General features: G+C 44.4%; 18 protein-coding genes and 1 pseudogene. 11 read left to right on the top strand and 8 right to left on the bottom strand.

Annotated elements, in window-relative coordinates; translation table 11 throughout:
* The first annotated feature begins 56 nt into the window (after positions 1-56).
* Positions 57-230, top strand: coding sequence for a hypothetical protein (locus tag JI667_RS11800; protein WP_206853652.1), 174 nt, complete (start codon positions 57-59; stop codon positions 228-230).
* Between the two features lie 31 nt (positions 231-261).
* Here the strand turns inward: JI667_RS11800 and JI667_RS11795 are convergent, their stop codons facing one another.
* Complete coding sequence (locus JI667_RS11795; RefSeq protein WP_206853649.1) at positions 262-1,680, bottom strand: NAD-dependent succinate-semialdehyde dehydrogenase; 1,419 nt, start codon at positions 1,678-1,680, stop codon at positions 262-264.
* 188 nt (positions 1,681-1,868) lie between these two features.
* Here JI667_RS11795 and JI667_RS11790 point away from each other — a divergent pair, with 188 nt between their 5' ends.
* Complete coding sequence (locus tag JI667_RS11790) at positions 1,869-2,804, top strand: NADP-dependent oxidoreductase (RefSeq protein WP_206853646.1); 936 nt, start codon at positions 1,869-1,871, stop codon at positions 2,802-2,804.
* 43 nt (positions 2,805-2,847) lie between these two features.
* On the opposite strand, the gene JI667_RS11785 is transcribed toward JI667_RS11790, so the two are convergent.
* On the bottom strand, positions 2,848-4,326 hold the full coding sequence (locus tag JI667_RS11785; RefSeq protein ID WP_244668297.1) for a flavin monoamine oxidase family protein: 1,479 nt from the start codon (positions 4,324-4,326) through the stop codon (positions 2,848-2,850).
* A 338-nt stretch (positions 4,327-4,664) separates the two neighbouring features.
* On the opposite strand from JI667_RS11785, the gene JI667_RS11780 reads away from it, so the two are divergent.
* Entirely contained in the window at positions 4,665-5,522 is an 858-nt protein-coding gene (locus JI667_RS11780; protein WP_206853640.1) for an effector binding domain-containing protein, read from the top strand.
* Between the two features lie 37 nt (positions 5,523-5,559).
* Here JI667_RS11780 and JI667_RS24025 read toward each other — a convergent pair.
* Positions 5,560-5,731 (bottom strand): annotated as a pseudogene (locus tag JI667_RS24025) (multicopper oxidase domain-containing protein); the annotation flags it as partial.
* 216 nt (positions 5,732-5,947) lie between these two features.
* On the opposite strand from JI667_RS24025, the gene JI667_RS11775 reads away from it, so the two are divergent.
* The 4 genes from JI667_RS11775 to JI667_RS11760 all read left to right on the top strand — a co-directional run bounded on the left by JI667_RS11775 (position 5,948) and on the right by JI667_RS11760 (position 9,104).
* Positions 5,948-6,814 carry a DMT family transporter gene (locus JI667_RS11775; protein WP_206853638.1) on the top strand — a complete coding sequence of 289 codons (867 nt, stop codon included), beginning with the start codon at positions 5,948-5,950 and terminating at the stop codon, positions 6,812-6,814.
* 132 nt (positions 6,815-6,946) lie between these two features.
* On the top strand, positions 6,947-7,486 hold the full coding sequence (locus tag JI667_RS11770; RefSeq protein ID WP_206853636.1) for a serine hydrolase: 540 nt from the start codon (positions 6,947-6,949) through the stop codon (positions 7,484-7,486).
* A 293-nt stretch (positions 7,487-7,779) separates the two neighbouring features.
* Entirely contained in the window at positions 7,780-8,031 is a 252-nt protein-coding gene (locus tag JI667_RS11765) for a hypothetical protein (RefSeq protein WP_206853633.1), read from the top strand.
* Positions 8,032-8,072: 41 nt separating this feature from the next.
* Complete coding sequence (locus JI667_RS11760; RefSeq protein WP_206853632.1) at positions 8,073-9,104, top strand: beta-carotene 15,15'-monooxygenase; 1,032 nt, start codon at positions 8,073-8,075, stop codon at positions 9,102-9,104.
* A gap of 23 nt (positions 9,105-9,127) precedes the next feature.
* Here JI667_RS11760 and JI667_RS11755 read toward each other — a convergent pair whose 3' ends face one another.
* Genes JI667_RS11755 through JI667_RS11740 form a run of 4 tightly spaced genes read right to left on the bottom strand, consistent with a single transcriptional unit; the run spans position 9,128 to position 12,934 of the window.
* Positions 9,128-9,781, bottom strand: coding sequence for an ABC transporter ATP-binding protein (locus tag JI667_RS11755; RefSeq protein ID WP_206853630.1), 654 nt, complete (start codon positions 9,779-9,781; stop codon positions 9,128-9,130).
* A gap of 1 nt (position 9,782) precedes the next feature.
* Entirely contained in the window at positions 9,783-10,841 is a 1,059-nt protein-coding gene (locus JI667_RS11750) for an ABC transporter permease (RefSeq protein WP_206853628.1), read from the bottom strand.
* Positions 10,842-10,892: 51 nt separating this feature from the next.
* Entirely contained in the window at positions 10,893-12,263 is a 1,371-nt protein-coding gene (locus tag JI667_RS23155; RefSeq protein WP_206853625.1) for a HAMP domain-containing sensor histidine kinase, read from the bottom strand.
* Entirely contained in the window at positions 12,260-12,934 is a 675-nt protein-coding gene (locus tag JI667_RS11740) for a response regulator transcription factor (RefSeq protein ID WP_206853608.1), read from the bottom strand. The genes JI667_RS23155 and JI667_RS11740 overlap by 4 nt, the downstream gene beginning before the upstream one ends.
* Positions 12,935-13,506: 572 nt before the next feature.
* Here JI667_RS11740 and JI667_RS11735 point away from each other — a divergent pair.
* The 3 genes from JI667_RS11735 (at position 13,507) to JI667_RS11725 (ending at position 16,634) form a co-directional block, all read left to right on the top strand.
* The gene (locus JI667_RS11735) at positions 13,507-14,568 is read left to right on the top strand and encodes a C45 family peptidase (protein WP_206853605.1); all 1,062 of its coding nucleotides are present in this window, start codon (positions 13,507-13,509) and stop codon (positions 14,566-14,568) included.
* A gap of 211 nt (positions 14,569-14,779) precedes the next feature.
* A complete protein-coding gene (locus JI667_RS11730; protein WP_206853591.1) occupies positions 14,780-15,349 on the top strand; it encodes a helix-turn-helix domain-containing protein in 570 nt (189 codons plus the stop codon).
* A gap of 37 nt (positions 15,350-15,386) precedes the next feature.
* Complete coding sequence (locus JI667_RS11725) at positions 15,387-16,634, top strand: ATP-binding protein (RefSeq protein ID WP_206853588.1); 1,248 nt, start codon at positions 15,387-15,389, stop codon at positions 16,632-16,634.
* Positions 16,635-16,681: 47 nt separating this feature from the next.
* Here the strand turns inward: JI667_RS11725 and JI667_RS11720 are convergent, their stop codons facing one another.
* Positions 16,682-17,356 (bottom strand): NAD(P)H-dependent oxidoreductase, encoded by a 675-nt coding sequence (locus tag JI667_RS11720; RefSeq protein WP_206853585.1) that lies wholly within the window; start codon positions 17,354-17,356, stop codon positions 16,682-16,684.
* Positions 17,357-17,511: 155 nt separating this feature from the next.
* Between JI667_RS11720 and JI667_RS11715 the strand changes: the two genes are divergently transcribed.
* A complete protein-coding gene (locus JI667_RS11715; RefSeq protein ID WP_306465458.1) occupies positions 17,512-17,805 on the top strand; it encodes a hypothetical protein in 294 nt (97 codons plus the stop codon).
* Positions 17,806-17,810: the final 5 nt, after the last annotated feature.

Here is a 17,810-nt window from a genome sequence, read left to right as displayed (position 1 = left end):
TTATGCCTTGCAACATACCGGAATATGCATTAAGAAAAGATAAGGGAGTTGGTCTCATGAAGCATGTTGCAGCTGCGATCTATCTTTCTTTCGGGATGCTCTTTTTATTTCTTCAAGGGTATGAGGGGTTTAGAAGACCGGAGATCATGAACTTTCTTATTTTCCTTTTCTTTATGGCCGGATTATTGTATTTATACCGGGAATTCCAGGACCGCTTTTTGAAAAAATAAGGCGCGCATGAGTATGCGCGCCTCTTTTCTATTATAATCCGAGTGAAATATATTTTACTTCGAGAAATTCCTCAATTCCCTGGTGCCCGCCTTCACGGCCGAGCCCACTTTGCTTGAAACCTCCGAATGGCGCTTGTGGAGTGGATGGCATGCCGTCATTCAATCCGACGATTCCGTATTCCAGTTGCTCGCTGATTCGGATTCCCTTCGTGATATTCTCCGTGAACACATAGGCAGCAAGACCATAAATCGAATCATTCGCCCGTTCGATGGCTTCTTCTTCGGTTGAGAACGTCGTGATCGGGGCGACGGGACCGAATGTTTCATCTTTCATACAAAGCATATCATCGTTTACGTTTGTCAGGACAGTGGGTTCAAAATATAACCCATCCAATCCATTTCCTCCGTAGGCAACAGAAGCCCCTTTTTCTACAGCGTCTTTGACGTGTTTCTGGACTTTCTCGATGGCATCCTCATCAATCAATGGACCAATGTCCACACCCTCTTCCAGTCCGTTCCCTACTTTCAGTGCTTTCACTTTTTCGACCAGCTTGTGGGAAAATGTATCTGCGATGGACTCATGTACATAAATACGGTTGGAGCAGACACATGTTTGACCGGCATTCCTGAATTTAGAGGCGATGACTCCATCGACGGCCTTTTCTAAATCAGAGTCAGCCATGACGATGACAGGGGCGTGACCTCCCAGTTCCAAGGATATCTTCTTGACGGTATCGGCGGATCCTTTCATGAGGACCTTCCCGACTTCCGTTGAACCGGTGAAGGTGAGTTTCCGGACACGAGAGTCTTCCATCCACGCTTCCCCGATGGATTTCGAATCACCTGTCACCACATTGATGACGCCTTTAGGAATGCCCGCTTCATCTGCAAGTGCGGCCATCTTTAATGCGGTCAAAGGAGTCTGGTTTGCCGGTTTGATGACGACCGTACAGCCTGTGGCAAGTGCCGGAGCCACTTTACGGGTAATCATCGCCGCAGGGAAATTCCAAGGGGTGATGACGGCTACAACCCCGACCGGCTGCTTATGGACGAATAAGCGTTTATTACGCTGAGTGGCAGGGATTTGTTCCCCGTAAACGCGCTTTCCTTCTTCTGCGTACCAGGAGATGAATCCATTGGCATATTGAATCTCTCCAAGAGCTTCTTTTAGAGGTTTTCCCTGCTCGATGGTCATGGTGCGGGCAAGATCTTCTTTGTTTTCATCGATCAGGTCATGCCATTTGCGAATCAGTTCGCTCCGTTCGTATGCTGAATACTGTGACCATTCCTTGAAAGCATCATAAGCTGCGTCTACCGCTTCCTTTGCCTCATGTTTTCCTCCATTGGGAATGGTGGCGATGACTTCCGATGTGGCAGGATTGGTTACATCCTTTTTCGCAAGATCCGAACCGGTTTGTTCTCCGTTGATGATCAAATTGTAGTGTTGCATAGTGTTCCTCCTTTTGAAAGTTAGATTCCCATATGCTTATTACTATGTAGTTTGTCTTAAATTTACAATAGTGAATGGGAAGAATCCAGTAATACACCCTGTATAAATGCCGATGGGCTATTCATTGTTTAAATACCCTTAAAGAGAGGGAACATAAACCGTATGAATAAAAACAGGGAGGCGCTTAAATGAAAGCCATCATCATCAAACAATATGGAGATAAAGAAGTATTACAGGAAACGGAAATCAATCAGCCCGAGATCGGGGACAACCAAATATTGCTGGAAAATCATGCGACGTCCATCAACCCCATTGATTGGAAGGTACGGGAAGGGTATTTAAAAGATATGCTGGACTTTGAATTTCCGATCATCCTGGGATGGGATGCAGCGGGAGTGATCGCTGAAAAAGGTAAAAATGTAAAAGGGTTTGAAGTAGGTGACCGTGTATTTGCGAGGCCGGCTACGACAAGGGAAGGTACTTATGCTGAATATGTGGCCGTGGATGAAGAACTGCTTGCCAAAATGCCTGAAAGCATGAGCTTTGAAGAAGCGGCTGCCATTCCCCTGGCCGGATTGACTGCCTGGCAGTGTTTAGTCGGTTTCGGTGAAATCAAAGAAGGCGATAAGGTGCTGATCCACGCAGGTTCCGGTGGGGTAGGAAATTTTGCGATTCAGATTGCCAAAAGCTTCGGGGCACATGTCGCGACCACGGCAAGCGGCAAAAATGAGGATTTCGTCAAATCACTGGGCGCCGATCAGTTCATCAATTATAAGGAAGAAGAGTTTAGTGAAGTGCTGAAAGATTTCGACTTGGTATTGGATTCCATGGGGGGAGAAATCCAGACAAACAGTTATAAGGTCCTTAAGGAAAATGGGAAGCTCGTATCGATTGCACAGCCCCCTAATGAAGAGGAAGCTGCAAAGTACAGTGTGAAAGCCGAATTTCTATGGCTCGATCCCAAGGGAGAACAGCTGTCCAAACTTGCGGACCTTTACGAATCCGGTCAGCTTAAGCCGGTGATCGGAGAAACTTTCGAACTGAGTGAACAAGGTTTGAAAGACGCCCACGCATTAAGCGAAACCCATCACGCTCAAGGGAAAATCGTGATCAAAGTAAAATAAAAATAGAGGGACGGACCTTTCGAAGAAAGGTCCGTCCCTCTATTTAATCCGTTCTATTATTGACCTCGTAGGCTGCACGGATGGCCGATTCGATGGCCCCTTCCACCCAGCCGTGGAAAGGGGAGGTATGTTCTCCGGCAAAGTGGATGCGGTGTTCAGGTAAGTATAAGGAATCAGAGAAATCCGAAGCCTGGTTGGGGGCAAATAGGGTGAAGCATCCGGCAGAGAATTGGTTTTCCGCCCAACTGTAGGAGGCCCCTTTTGAAAATTCTTTGTACACCTGTTCTCCGTAAATTTTATACAGTCCTTGAAGTGCTTCCCGAATCCGCTCATCTTCTGGCAAGCTGTTCCACAGATTGGCATTCTGTCCCCAGCTGTAACTGCCCAGCATGACACCGGGACCGGCGACCCCGATACCATGACTTGGCCGATACGTATATCGGATGGGAAGATCCGTTATGATATTTCCAATCTTGAAGGATTCCCAGAACTTTGATTTGAATTCCAACCCGATTTTTACGGAAGAAACATAATTCAGCTCCCGTATCGCCTTCCATTTATGAAAGGAGATGGATTCCTGTGGGTGGACGTCAATGAATTGGAATACAGAATAGGGGACCGTCACGATGGTGTAATCCCCCAGAAAACGTTGGTAACGGTTAGTCGTGCGATCTCGTGTGATGACCTCTACGCCGTCATCCTTTTGAATAATCCCATGAACCTTTTGGGCATAGAGGATATTCTGGTGAAGCTCCGGCAAGAAGGAGTAGGGAAGCTTATCATTTCCACCATCTATTTCATAAAACTTTAATTTGTCATTGAAGACCGTTCGGACAATATCAAGAAGTATATCAACGAAAGAAAGTTCTGGAAATCCTTCTATACCGAGGATGACCTTTACGATACGAATGGCTTCGGGGGTAAGGGACGTTCCAATTGGATTGAACCTCAAGAAAACATCGAAGGAATAATGATCAAACTTCAATCGTAACCGTTTCTGTTCCTCTGGGCTTGCTTTTTCGTACAAGTCTAAAAAAGGTCTCACAGCGGAGGATAATAACTCGATGGCTGTTTTGCCCTGTTCTTCAGGGGGGAAGGGATAGTTGAAGATACCCGGATTTTTGTTGTAATTCGAATCTGTTGTTTGGACTCCATTTACGAGATAGAGATCACTCTTATTGATGAATTCATTGGTGGGTAAGTTGAATTTACGAATATATTCAAATACTAACTCATGGGTTTCCGGAAATCGCATGGCACCTACATCGAGGTATTGACCTTCTGAAAAAGGTTGCCGTAACGTATATACCCTTCCGCCAATCCGGTCATTCCCTTCAAGGATCGTAACGGAATGGCCTGCTTTTTTCAAAAGGGATCCTGCCACCAATCCGGCCATACCTGCACCGATGATAATCACTTTCCGTGGTTTTTGTGTAGGACCCAATCCGTTCTTAACGATTGAAATCATATCATCCGGATAAGAAAGATCACCGTAATGATGATCATCAGCTCTATTTCGCAATTCGTTTTCCCCCTTTAGGCGAAGCTGCATTATTCAAATATATGATTGGAGAGAAGTGGAATAGACGGGAGATGTTGGTTCAATCCTGTATTTGTAAAAAATAAACAGGGACGGACCTTGAATCTAAAGGTCCGTCCCTCCTGGCTATTCTTCATTATGTTCTACGATGTACTTCAACAGGTCAACTGAAGGAGGAGATTGGTGAAAAAATGCAGAAATAAAGTCTTAAGGTCATAGTGCATAATGGATTTGACAACTATCGGTCACATCATCGCACAGAATGACAGGATTACTAATAATCTGGACGGTATATTTAGGTAGTGGGGAGAAGATAAACAATGGAAATGCTACACAGGATGAATGACTGCATTCAGTATATAGAGGAAAATCTGGAAGGGGAAATTGAGATGGAGGAGCTTGCCAGGCTGTCTCTCCATTCTAAATTCCATTTTCAAAGATTGTTTTCTTTAGTCACAGGGTGCACCGTGGCTGAGTATATCCGGAGGAGAAGACTGACTCTGGCTGCCCAGGAACTAAACAACGAGAATTCGAAGGTCATCGATGTCGCATTGAAGTATGGGTATGAAACACCCGAATCCTTCTCGAAAGCCTTCCGAAGAGCGCATGGTGCAGCTCCATCCCAGGTGAGGGAATCGGGTACCCCTCTGAAAGCATTTCCTCGCATCTCCTTCCAAATCCAACTTAAAGGGGAAGTTGAAATGAATTATAAAATCGTTGAAAAAGATGCTTTTCAAGTAATTGGGAAAGGGAAAAGAGTCTCCACTAACAATGGTCAAAATTTGCAGGATATCCCTGCATTCTGGGAAGAAGTGAATAGTTCCGGTTTAGACGGAACGATTTGTGAGGCAGCTGGTAATGACGAAATGCTCGGGATCTGTATGGAGTTTGATCACCCCAATGAAGAGTTCACCTATTTTATCGGAGCTGCTAAAAAGTCTGATAAAGAACCTTCACTGGAGGTGAAAAAGATCCCCGCAGCCACATGGGCGGTATTTGAATCAGTGGGTCCGATGCCGGAAGCGATTCAAACTGTTTGGAAGCGCATTTTCTCTGAATGGTTCCCATCCACGGGTTATGAACATGGGGATGCCCCGGAATTTGAGCTGTATCCACCTGGTAATCCAAACGATGAGGACTATCGGTGTGAAGTGTGGGTCCCGATTATGAAAAAATAAGCCGGGAAGGCCTCCTTACGGGGGCTTTTGATTTTCTTCATTGAAGAACCGCATAAGGCCTCATCATCTCATAATCCTCATGCTCAAAGATAAATGTCAGTGCCAAACATACAAACCGGTATAAAGACCAAAATGAACAAAGATCCGCGTCATTTCCCAGGGATTTGCACATACTGTGTGTCCTTAAAGCCTTGTTCATTAGGATCAGGTTAGATGTGTAGTCCTCCGGCACGACTTTCCCTTCCTTTGAACCTTCCATGTACAGTTCTCTAATTGTAAATGAAATCGCTTCACTCAGGTCCTGCCCGTATGCAATACTATACCTTTTTCAAGGAAATGATAGGTGAGAGTTCGGATTTTTTTCTTTGCCCCCTTTTTTTGTTACACTGATTGAGTTGTTAAATTGTTGATTATCGGAGGAAGTCATGTCAAATCGAAATAAAGGAATTTTGTTATTATTACTATCAGCGTTCGGCTTCTCCCTGATGGCGGCTTTTGTGAAGTTATCCGGGGATGTGCCGACGATCCAGAAAACTTTCTTCCGGAATATCGTCTCTGCCTTCATTGCATTCGGTTTTGTCCGGTATCATAAGGAAAGACTATTTGGGAAAAAAGAAAATCAAAAGCTTCTATTGCTCCGTTCCTCATTAGGCGCCGTTGGAATTGTGCTGTTCTTCTATGCGATCGATCATCTCGTGTTATCCGATGCCGATATGCTGAACAAGCTGAGTCCATTTTTGACTATTATCTTTTCCGCTCTGTTCTTGAAAGAACGAACCCGCGTATTTCAGGTGGTGGCGATCATCATTGCGTTCATCGGGACATTGTTCATCATCAAACCGGCTTTTTCTTTTGATGTCATTCCGTATCTGGCAGGAGTGTTTTCTGCTATATTTGCCGCAGGAGCGTACACAGTCCTCCGGGTGCTCGGGAGCAAGGAGAAGTTTTACACAGTCGTCTTTTACTTCTCCTTCTTCACGACCGTCGTGCTGCTGCCGTTTGTCATCGGGTTTTATGAACCAATGAGCGCTAAGCAGTGGGTTTACCTGTTATCGGCAGGTGTCTTTGCGACAGTCGGTCAATTCGGGATCACGATTGCGTACAAGTATGCTCCTGCAAGGGAGATTTCGATCTTCTTCTATTCGACGGTTGTATACTCCGCTCTTATCAGCATCTTCCTGTTCGGACAGATTCCTGATGTATACAGTATCATTGGATACATTGTGATTTTCGGCGCGTCACTTTACATGTTCTTGAAAAATAATGAAGCCGGTAAAAATCAGGCAGCATGAACGAAATACTAAACCTATCCATTACACAGTGGATAGGTTTTTTTACGTTGGTGAAATGAAACATTTTTCATTTTGGAACCGTATATATAGTATCAATGTATCAATATTTAGATAGGAGAGGAGGAAATGAAGATGGCTTTATTCATTAGTGGAATCGTTTTGGTTATCGCTTTGATCATAATTGTGGCCGGCGTTAGGCAGCAAGCGGGGAAAAGAGATGAGGGCTATCTATTACACTATTTGAAACATAATGAGAATTGGAGCCTAACGGTGAATCGGAATGGGGAAACGCTCGTGTCCGTCAGGGAAGATGAGATGTTCCCGCTAGCAAGTGCGATGAAGACCATCATCGCCATAGAGTATGCAAAGCAATGCGGGGAACAGAGATTGGATCAATCCCTGAACGTTTCCCTGGAAGAACTTGATCATTATTATCTCCCTAATACGGATGGGGGAGCCCATGAAGACTGGATAGCATATTCCAAAGAAAAGGGACTGCTGCTTGGAAATAGTACTAACCTCGAAAACGTGGTGAAAGGAATGATAGTATTCAGCTCCAACGCAAACACTGACTATTTAATGGACCTTCTTGGAATCGAGGAAATTAACGAATCACTGGACGAGTTGGGGATTAACATGAGGCTCTTTACCCGGTCAATGGGGCCATGCTGATTCCAACGTATTTGAAGATGAAAAATCCTTTCTATACTAAAGACTATATCGAGACAAAGGTAAAGGAAATGTCAAAAGAGGAATACATATGAATCGCTCAAATTGTTTCACAACAGTTAAAAGAAGGTGAAAAAGCTCTGTACCTTGAGAATGAGCATTCAAGTAAGCGGCTGGACAAAATTTGGTCCGACAGATTGACCCGAAGTACCACTTTTGAATACGCCACTCTCATGGGGAAATTGAATTCAAAGACCTTTTTTCAACGTGAAACACAAGAGCGATTGGATGCTGTAATGGAAGGGATTATGGAGAATCCTTCCAATCGTGAATGGTTAAAGCATGCCGGACAAAAAGGGGGATCCACAGAGTTCCTCTTCACGAATGCTGCGTACGCAACAGATAAAGAAGGAAATTCAACAGAAGTTGCGTTCTTTATAAACGAGTTGGAAGCAGGGGAGTCAGAGACAATATCAGGGAGTATGAATTCATTCATGCTGACTATTCTAAGAGACGAAGATTTCCGAAACAAGCTGAAAGAGTTATAATGTAAGTAAATGGAATAGATGTGGAATTGGGAGGTGTGAACATGGTTCTCCGAAATTCGAAATGGTCACTATGGGCACTTGCCCTGTTAACACTCGTGCTCTTCAGCAATGTCCTGCTGTATCAACCAATCGTGCAACAGTTTCTGGTCATTGAACTTGATCGAGGTGCCGTACTGGGATCTTTAGTAGATCTGGTCATCATTTCACCGGCACTTGCCTATGCGGCGTTTAAAGTGTCAAAGAAGCAGGCAGCCGGATTCCTCGTATTTGGATTGGTACTGGCAAGAGTCATCATTCCAGAAGAATTCTTCGCTCCCTATACGATCCTCCTGTACTCAGGGATTAGCTTTGAAGCCTTGTTCTTTCTGGCGGAACTGGGGCTGATCTTCCTTCTACTCAAGAGAATTCCGGTCATCCGGGCCGAAATGAGATCATCCCAAACAGGTCCGATCTTTTCATTCCTTCCTGCGGTGGAAAGAAAGGTAAGCAGACTCCCACTCATTCGAATCGTGGCATCTGAGATCCTGATGATGTATTACGCCTTCTTCAGCTGGCGGAAAAAAGTCCCTTCTCATGACGGGGTGGTCACGATGCATCATAATACCAGTGCCATCGCCATGCATATCATGCTCATTCATGCCGTTGCCATTGAAACAATCGGTCTTCACTGGTGGCTTCACTCTAAATTTCCGATCCTGTCATTCATTCTGCTCGTTTTAAACGTGTATAGCATTATCCTCGTACTTGCAGAGATCCAGGTTACACGTTTGCATCCTGTAGAAGTGAAAAATGGCTCGATGCACATGGCTCAGGGACTTGGGCAGCGACTGATTCTGCCCCTGTCAAATATTGAACGGATAGAATGGGTAGAGAAGAAGCCAAATAAAGGCACCATGATCTTTATGCAGAAAGACTTTGAAGAGATTCTTCCTCAAGTGATCCTGTTCTTGAAGGAGCCTGTCGAAGCGACGTTGTTCATGGGTAGAAAAGAAGAGGTGTCCAAAGTGGCTTTGAGAGTGGATGATCCAGAGAAATTGAAGGGACTAATGAAGCAAAATGAAGAAAGTGCCTGACAGGTATCCTGGCACTTTCTTCTTTACCCCATCCGATACACCCAGTCACATTCCCCGATCATTGACTCATCATGGGTGACCATGATGGTGGCAATATTCCTTTCTTTCGTTTCTTTCACTAATAATTCCACTACGGATTTTCCCCTTTCCCGGTCGAGGCTCGCTGTGGGTTCATCGGCAAGAATCAGCTTCGGTTCATTCATTAGGGCACGTGCAATGGCGACCCGCTGCTGTTCGCCGCCTGAGAGCTGTTTAGGGTAATGGAAGCGCCGTTCTTCAAGTCCAAGATGAGACAATAATTCCAATGCCCGTTCCTGAAGGCGGTCCTTCTGGCTGGTGAGCTTTCCGACGAGCAGTAATTGTTCTTCGACGGTCAGAAATGGAACCAGATTGGATTGTTGAAAGATAAAGCCTATTTCCTTGAGGCGCAGGGACGTTTGTTCTTTTTCATTCATCTCATGGACGTTTCTCCCGTTGATGATCACTTCACCACTTGAAGGACTGGTCAACGCCCCGATGATGGACAGGAGTGTGCTTTTTCCAGAACCGGAAGGCCCAAGGATCGCACCGAACTCCCCGCTGTTGACCCTCATGGAAATATGATCAAGGACCGTGAGTCGTTCATGTCCCTGTTTGTATGTCTTCGTAACCCCGTTTAATTCCAAAATCGATGTCATCTTAATTCACCCCTCCGATTGCTTCTAAAGGATCTACATTCATAATGCTCCTGAAGGATAGGAGGGAACCGATCCAAGCCATGGCCATAATCAAACCGCTGTATAAGAGGATCATTCCGGAAGTTATTTCAAACGGGACATCCCCGGGAATCAGTTGTGTCAATCCATACGTAAGGGTATTTCCTGTCAGGATTCCGAAGATCGAAAGAATGGAAATCTGGACAAAAAGGGCGCGAAGGAGAATGCCTGCTTTTGTCCCTATTGCTTTCAGTACCCCGTATTGATGAAGCTTTTGCAGCGTCATGACATAGAAGAACGTTGCCAGTACGATCGCCGAAATGATGAGCAAAAAGATCACCATCATCTTTAAAGACCCCTGTTCCGCCGAAAAACCCGGTACGTTTGAAAGAATGTCATCCTTGGTTGCCGCCTCCAGATTGAAAGGGATATCATCTCCTTCATGGTCTGTGAAGAGAAGTGCCTGATATCTAAGGTCATCACCAAGCAGATCCTTCCACGTCTCAATCGACGTGAACATGGCCGGCGTATGCCCGTAACTGAAGCGTTCTTTCGTAAATCCCCGTATGATCCAAGTTTTCTCTCCATAGGTGAAAGTGTCCCCAGGCTTGTATCCTTCTTTTTTTAGGCCGGGGTCTGCAATGATCTCGTAAGGTGCAAGTTTCACACTTTCTTCTCCTGCCGGCATGAATGGGCCGTCATAATCTATGGCGAAGAGACTGATATTCACGGTTTCCCCTTCATGGGTCATTTCCACCATCTTCAATCCAAGGGGAGAGCCCCCTTTTACAGCGTCGATATCGTCAGGTGTCATCATAGATCGTTCAAGTTGATGTTGATCGCTTTTTTCGACCACGTATGTGTCAGCGGTCATGTTCTTTATGGCAGAGGCGTTATCCACGGACAAACCATTGGCCAATCCGGATATCGATAACACCAGGCTGGTAATCAATGTGATGATGCCTGTAATTAATAAGAACTTCATTTTGGCATAGCGAATTTCTTTCCATGCGAGAAACAAAAAAATCACCTTCCCTTTCATACCTTCCCCTTCATCATAAAAGGAAAGTATGAACGGAAGATGAACATAGGATTAAGGAAGCGTCAGTGTAAAGGTAGTCCCACCGTCTGGAATGCTTACTACATGAATTTCTCCATGATGAAGAGTGATGATTTTCTTCACAATGGAGAGACCGAGTCCGCTGCTGTTCCGTTCATGACTGCGTGACTCATCCACTTTGTAAAAACGTTCAAAGATCTTACCGATATGTTCTGGAGGAATGCCGATTCCGTTATCCTCTATCCTAAACATGATGCCTTTTACTTCCTGGTGAAGGGAAAGACGGATTTCACCTTCAGGGGGTGTGTATTTAATGCTGTTGGATAAAAGGTTCTCGAAGGCCTGGTAAAGCAGATCTTCGTTTCCTGGATAGGTTACCTCATCTGCCTCCAGTGAAAGGGCAAGGTCTTTTTCTTCCCACAGCCATCTCGTTTGACTAATGAGAGTTTGCAGCATCCCCGTCAAATTAACAGATTCACAATTGATGACTCCATGATCCTTATCAAGAGAGGCAAGGGTCAAAAGCTGTTTGCTAACCTTGGACAACCGTGTGCTTTCAGATTCAATCACCTTGGAGTAGGCATCCTGCTCTTCTTTGGAAAGGGACGGGGAACGCATCAGATTCGCATACCCTTTCATGGAGGACAGGGGAGTTTGAATCTCATGTGACACATTCGAAACGAATTCCTGCCGCATTTGTTCGACCTGCATCAGCTGCCGGCTCATGAACATGAATGATTTGGCAAGTGTCCCGATCTCATCCTGTCGGTTCTCCTTCAGCTGTATGGAATAATCCCCGTCAGTGATTTTCTTTGTAGCGACAGTGAGCTCCCTGATCGGCTTCACCAGATACCTTGTACTGAAGAAGACAATCAGCATAGTTAGTGCGATCGTCAGGAGGAGCAGGACAGCCAGGAGAATGTGGATCTCATTGAACTGCTGCTTGATGTCCGGTCTCATGAACACGGCATGCGGTTTCCCGTCGATTTTGATCGGGACACCAATCGAGTTGGACAATTCGTTAGCGAAAAAGCCGGTCACAAAAGTAGTAGAAGGATATTCAGCCATGCCGTGGTATGTATGGCCATTCAATACATCCTGTATCACACCGGGGGGCAGGGATCGATTCCGAAAAGCGGCTCCGTAAAATGTGCCTTCTCCCTTTCCATCCGTTACGTAAAATTGATAACTGAGTTTAGCCGTCTTTTCAAAAAAAGTGGATTCGTCCATGGAGGCAGCTTCAAATAGATCTACCACATCATTGGCGATTTCTGTGTTTTTCTTATCATTGGAAGGCTTTAAGATCTTCTGATAGTAAAGGTTCGAGCCAATAAAGGCGATTACGCTGCTTATCAACATGATGAAAAGGGTGACAACAACGATCCGGATATAAAGGCTCTTCACTTGTGCACCTCCAATTTGTATCCGACTCCCCGTACGGTGGTGATGGTAAAGAACTGGGAAGCATCCCGGAACCGTCCACGCAGTCTTTTAATATGCACGTCGACAGTTCGATCATCCCCTTCAAAGTCCATTCCCCATATATGTTGGATGAGCTCATCCCTTGTAAATGTCCGGTTAGGGAAACTGGCAAGATAATATAAGAGTTCAAATTCCTTGAGGGGGAGAATCATGGTTCTGTTCCCGGCCTTTACCTCATAAGATCGTTTATCCAGGGTCATGTCTCCAAGGCGGACGGCTTGCGAACCTGCGCGTTCGAATCGTCTCAAGATTGCCTGCACCCGGAAGAGGAGCTCTTCCTTCTCAAAGGGTTTCACCATATAATCATCGGTGCCCGCCTGGAATCCTTTGGCCTTATCCATGATACTGCCCCTGGCCGTCAACATAATGATCGGGATATCATGGTCTGACCTTATTTCTTCTGCGAGCTGAAATCCGTCTTTATTCGGCATCATCAGGTCGACAATGGCAAGATCGACAGTTTGATGGAGGAGAGTGACGGAAGCCGCTTCCCCGTCTGGTGCCTCTGTCACCATGTATCCATTTTGCTCTAAATACACGCGGACGAGCTTTCGCAGATGTGGATCATCATCAACCACAAGAATTGATATCATAAGGGCACCTCATTTCTGAAAACGATTTTTTATGATTTCACTTTAGCACAAGTGACGGAGAGGAAACCAATTTATGACGAAAACTCCCCTCCTTGGATATATGAGAGTAAAATATACTTTTACCCATATCTTTTTTCCGTATCCATCCGTTATAGCCATGAGAGGATGCAAAGGAGTGAAGACAATGCAAATGAGGTCGGTGTACAAAAGGGACGATGAGGCAATGGAGGAAATGGTCCCAAAACTGTTACGATACTGCTATAAGTGTGGGGGAAAGGGGATCGATTGAAAGTAGGAATGGTAGGAAGCAGTTTCTATTTGTTCTTTTTTTTGTTTATCCTGTACCAATGGGTGACATATGTACCTCAATATCCAGGTGAAGACGGATTTATGGCTTTCATCAGTTTTTTTGTTGGGTTATTGGTAACGGGTATGGCTTTCGTCATATGCTTGGTGATAATTGTTTTTCTTCCGGTTGATAAGCGTGTATAAGAGAGAGGGCGATTGCTTTCCTTTTCCAATCCTTTCTATTATCCTTGTAGAATAGATTCTGACGAAAATGAGGTATTAGCATGAAAACAATACATAGCGATGTGATTCAATTTCGTGGATCCCATTATGACTTCGGGTATATGCAGGGGGAACGGATAAAGGATTCCATCACGGTTCGAAATCGCGAGAATCAGTGGAAGGTCCGAAAGCCGCGCTTTTCGATCAGCATAAAAGAAACAGAGGTGGCGATCAAACGCTTTGCCCCAGGGATCTGGGAGGAACTCCTTGGCTTACAGGAGGCACTTGAATGGCCCATGGAAAGGGTACTGAAGGAGTTTGGCGGCTACCGGGTGGAGTACGTGAAATCGGGATGCTCCATTGTTACCGGAAAGGACTATTTAATCAGAAATTATGATTATCATCCCAAAACCTATGAGGGGCGCTATACGTTCTTTCAACCCACGGATACAGGATACGCGATCATCGGTCCAAGTCAGCGCGTGACCGGCAGGATGGACGGCATGAACGAAAAAGGTTTGGCATTGGGATATAATTTCATGCATCGGAAAAATCCCGGTGATGGTTTCATCTGCTGTATGATAGGACGATTGATTCTGGAATCCTGTAAAGATGTTACGGAGGCCGTTGATATGCTGAAGGAAATCCCTCACCGGCACTCATTCAGCTACGTCGTTTATGACAGGAGCGGGGAAACGTTTATCGTGGAGACCTCACCGCGCGGGGTGGAGGTTCGAGAGTCCAATGCATGTACCAATCATTTTGAAGTGATGACCCAAGAGAACCGGAATCACCTGGTTGATTCTAAACGAAGGTTGGAAATCATTCAGGAGAACGGTACTGGTGATGCTCGGAGTGCCTTTAGGTTAATGAATGACACAGATAAAGGTGTTTTTTCAGATCTTTACGGCAGCTGGGCAGGGACGATTCATACATCGGCATATCTTCCGAAAGAGATGAAAGCCTGGTTTGCTCTCGGAGGGGACAGGGAGCCGGTTGTGTTTGACTTTGCTGAGTGGCTCGAAGGGAAGGATATCGAGACGGAGAAAATCATAGGTGAAGTGGCTACAGACATTCCCTTTGTTCATATGGATGAGGGAGCCGATTGGTTTAAAGATAAATAACAGGACTTCAGGATGACTCCTGAGGTTCTTTTTTTATGAAGGAAAGGCGTTTCAATTTCCATTTTATTTGAATATATTTTCTGTTTTTTCCTTTATTGTAGGGCTTTTAGTCGGTTTTACGTTATTTTGCAATAGTGACAAAATAGTCACATAGTTTTTGAATATTGAATCAGTATAATAGAACTAGAAAGGTTTTTTAGGAGGGATGCGAATGAGTCATCAGAAGAGAAATTGGCTAGAGAGATTAAGAAAAATGAAGGGGTATAGCCAAGAAGACATTGCCTATTTAGTTCACATCGATAGATCTTATTATTCAAAGATTGAAAGTGGCGTAAGAATTCCAAGTAAGAGGCTGGCAGAGAACTTGGCGGACTTATTGAAATTTCATGTTTCCATCTTCGAATTAGAAGAAAATCCCTTTTATTTTGCCCTCCAAGATTCTCCCATGGTGATCGCCCATTTTGATTTGGACCTAAGATATACGTGGATTTTTAACCCGAATCCTGAACTTGACCCCGTCGCTGTGATTGGTAGGAACGATGTGGAATTAGGGGACAACCACGGTACGAGGGAATTAATGAAAGTAAAAGAAGAGGTAATAAAGAACCGTACATCATTGAGAAAAATTATCACATTCCCGATAGCTGATCAAATGTATGAGTATGATGTAAACTGCCATCCATTATTTAATCATAAAGGAGTGCTGATCGGGGGATGTTCGGCCTCTACACAATTGATAAAAGAGGAAGATCGGAACCACGATTATGAAATTCACACATGATAAAGGTTACCGATTGAAATGAAAGAGGGGTGTTTGTTTGCATGATTCTGTCTTAACGAACTTATTAATGAACTTTTTATTTATTCTAGTGGGACTACTCCTTTTCGCCCTTTATTATGACGCCACAAAGAAGCACCCTTCAAAAGGGATTGTCATCATCCTATCCACCGTTACGATTCTATTATGTGTGATGTTCAGTAATAAGCTCGCAAATGGCGTCTATGTAGATTTGCGAAGGATCCCCTTTTTTCTGGCAAGCTTATATTTTGGCCCGGTTGTTTCCTTTGTTCTATTGATCATTATCATAGCACTGCGGTTCGTCATCATTGGGAGCGGTCTTATCCATTTAGTGATTCTCAACTATTTTGTCACCTTTTTAATTTTGGCAGCCTTTTCAAAAGGGTTTCTGCGCGCTAAGAAAAAAGTGAAAATGCTATTCCTGGTTATCATCTGTTTCAGTATGACGATATTTAACCTTCTATTTGGGTATATTCATCAAGCAGAAGTCACGATGGATGAGTATCTGTATCTCGTTCTTATTCCCCTGGCTGCCACTGTTATCTCTGTGATGATCGCGGAGATGATACGGAAATTAATGGAGCTGAAAAAGACTCTGTCTCAACACGAGAAGATTCAGGTTGTGAGCCGGTTGGCGGCGAGTCTTTCCCATGAAATCCGAAATCCATTAACTTCATCCAAAGGATTTCTGCAGCTGGTACAAGAAGAAAAAGACGAAAAAACACAGAAAGAATTTATAGATTTGTCTTTAAAAGGGATTGATCAGGCGACTCAAGTCATAGAGGAATATTTGACGTTTACCAATTCAACGCCAGAAAAGGCGGAAAGTATCGATGTAAAGGATTGTCTTATGGAGCTGATTGACATCGTGAAACCAAAGGCTACACATATCTCCTTCCGATATCAACTTTTAGAGGGTATTCATGTAGAAGGGCAACGCCATATTTTTATTAAATGCATGGGGAATATCATGACCAACGCTATAGAGTCCATGCCTCGGGGTGGGCAGATATCGATTGGAATGGTCGAGAAGGAGAACGTAATCATTTCCATTTCTGATTCAGGAAAAGGAATGACCGAAGAGCAGATTCGACGTTTCGGTGAACCGTTCTTTACAACAAAGGATGAAGGTACGGGCCTCGGGATAATGGCAGCCACGATCATTGTTCATTCCATGAAGGGGAAAATTGAAGTGGAAAGTGAACTGAACAAAGGTACAACGGTGAAGATCGAATTGCAAAAAGCCATTAAGACAGAGGCAGGATAATAAGCGAAAAAAGGAATCCCGACGATTGCGGGATTCCTTTTATTTAATTAAACAAACTTCACGATATCATCAAATGGACGACGGGATTTCGGCGCTGGATCTTTGACCCGGTAACCGAAAGCCACCATGACGGAAATGCTGAAGCTGCCGTCTTCCAGTAAACCTTCCTCCTCTAGCAGCTTATTCATCTTCTCAATATCAAACCCTTCGATCGGGCAGGAATCTACTCCGATTTGGGCAGCGGCGGTCATCATATTGCCAAGGGCAATATACGTCTGCTTTCCCGCCCAGTCGTATAGAGGCCGGTCTCCTTCAAGTAAATCGAAATCAACTTTCTGGAATTGTTCAATCCGCTCTAAGTACTTTGCCAAATGATCTTCAGGCATATTCTTCTTATATTTGAAATGATCCTGTAAATAGTCAGAATCGTACTTGGTATCCTGTTTGGTTCTCGCCAGGATTACGACGAAATGACTGGCATCAGGGAGTTTACCGTATGCTCCCCAAGCTGTGTTCTTAATCTTTTCCCTAAGTTCAGGATTTTGGATGACCAGGAATCTCCATGGCTCGAATCCGAAGGAACTTGGAGACAGGCGGCCCGTTTCCATAATGAATCTGAAATCGTCATCGGACACCCTTTTATTCGGATCAAATTCCTTGGTGGCATGTCTGAAATGGTAGGCATCTAAAATGTCTTGCTTGATTTGGTCTTTTGTAGACATTGAATATTCACTCCTTATCCATTAATTTCAACATGTTTAACTTACCACAAGTTCCGAAGGTTAATCATGTGATGTGATTGGGTGAACTCCTTTTTGGTGTATTGTGAAACAAATGGTTGATTTAATCCGTATATAGGTAAAAGAAGGAAAAGGAGATGAACGAAATGGAACTCATCTGGATCATCATTGCGGGGTGCGGAGCACTTTTTCTATTCAATTGGCTGATGGGCTACAGAAAAGGACATATTCAGATCGATTTTGAAGAGCGATATTTTAAAGAAAAAGAGTATATTGAAGCGATCAAACGAGAGCTTGCAAAGCAGGGGAGAAACGTGGAATATAAGGGTGACAGGAAATTCGATATAGACGGTCGTAGGTATTTATTTATTGAACGGAATGTTTCAATGGGAGGAGTTCCACTGCAAAGGACAATCTTAAAGCCTGTATAGAGGTA

The organism is Bacillus sp. NTK074B (genome assembly GCF_017303375.1).
In the GTDB taxonomy this organism is placed as follows: domain Bacteria; phylum Bacillota; class Bacilli; order Bacillales; family Bacillaceae_B; genus Rossellomorea.
This window is presented reverse-complemented; position numbering and strand designations above follow the sequence as displayed.

Bases quoted from the DNA above. Each gene is read 5' to 3' on its own strand.
- JI667_RS11735 (WP_206853605.1), top strand. From the start codon at position 13,507: ATGAAAACAATACATAGCGATGTGATTCAATTTCGTGGATCCCATTAT.
- JI667_RS11765 (WP_206853633.1), top strand. From the start codon at position 7,780: ATGGAAGGGATTATGGAGAATCCTTCCAATCGTGAATGGTTAAAGCAT.
- JI667_RS11750 (WP_206853628.1), bottom strand. From the start codon at position 10,841: ATGAAAGGGAAGGTGATTTTTTTGTTTCTCGCATGGAAAGAAATTCGC.
- JI667_RS11740 (WP_206853608.1), bottom strand. From the start codon at position 12,934: ATGATATCAATTCTTGTGGTTGATGATGATCCACATCTGCGAAAGCTC.
- JI667_RS11730 (WP_206853591.1), top strand. From the start codon at position 14,780: ATGAGTCATCAGAAGAGAAATTGGCTAGAGAGATTAAGAAAAATGAAG.
- JI667_RS11775 (WP_206853638.1), top strand. From the start codon at position 5,948: ATGTCAAATCGAAATAAAGGAATTTTGTTATTATTACTATCAGCGTTC.
- JI667_RS11800 (WP_206853652.1), top strand. From the start codon at position 57: ATGAAGCATGTTGCAGCTGCGATCTATCTTTCTTTCGGGATGCTCTTT.
- JI667_RS11770 (WP_206853636.1), top strand. From the start codon at position 6,947: ATGGCTTTATTCATTAGTGGAATCGTTTTGGTTATCGCTTTGATCATA.
- JI667_RS11720 (WP_206853585.1), bottom strand. From the start codon at position 17,356: ATGTCTACAAAAGACCAAATCAAGCAAGACATTTTAGATGCCTACCAT.
- JI667_RS11790 (WP_206853646.1), top strand. From the start codon at position 1,869: ATGAAAGCCATCATCATCAAACAATATGGAGATAAAGAAGTATTACAG.
- JI667_RS11715 (WP_306465458.1), top strand. From the start codon at position 17,512: ATGAACGAAATGGAACTCATCTGGATCATCATTGCGGGGTGCGGAGCA.
- JI667_RS11780 (WP_206853640.1), top strand. From the start codon at position 4,665: ATGGAAATGCTACACAGGATGAATGACTGCATTCAGTATATAGAGGAA.
- JI667_RS11755 (WP_206853630.1), bottom strand. From the start codon at position 9,781: ATGACATCGATTTTGGAATTAAACGGGGTTACGAAGACATACAAACAG.
- JI667_RS11795 (WP_206853649.1), bottom strand. From the start codon at position 1,680: ATGCAACACTACAATTTGATCATCAACGGAGAACAAACCGGTTCGGAT.
- JI667_RS11760 (WP_206853632.1), top strand. From the start codon at position 8,073: ATGGTTCTCCGAAATTCGAAATGGTCACTATGGGCACTTGCCCTGTTA.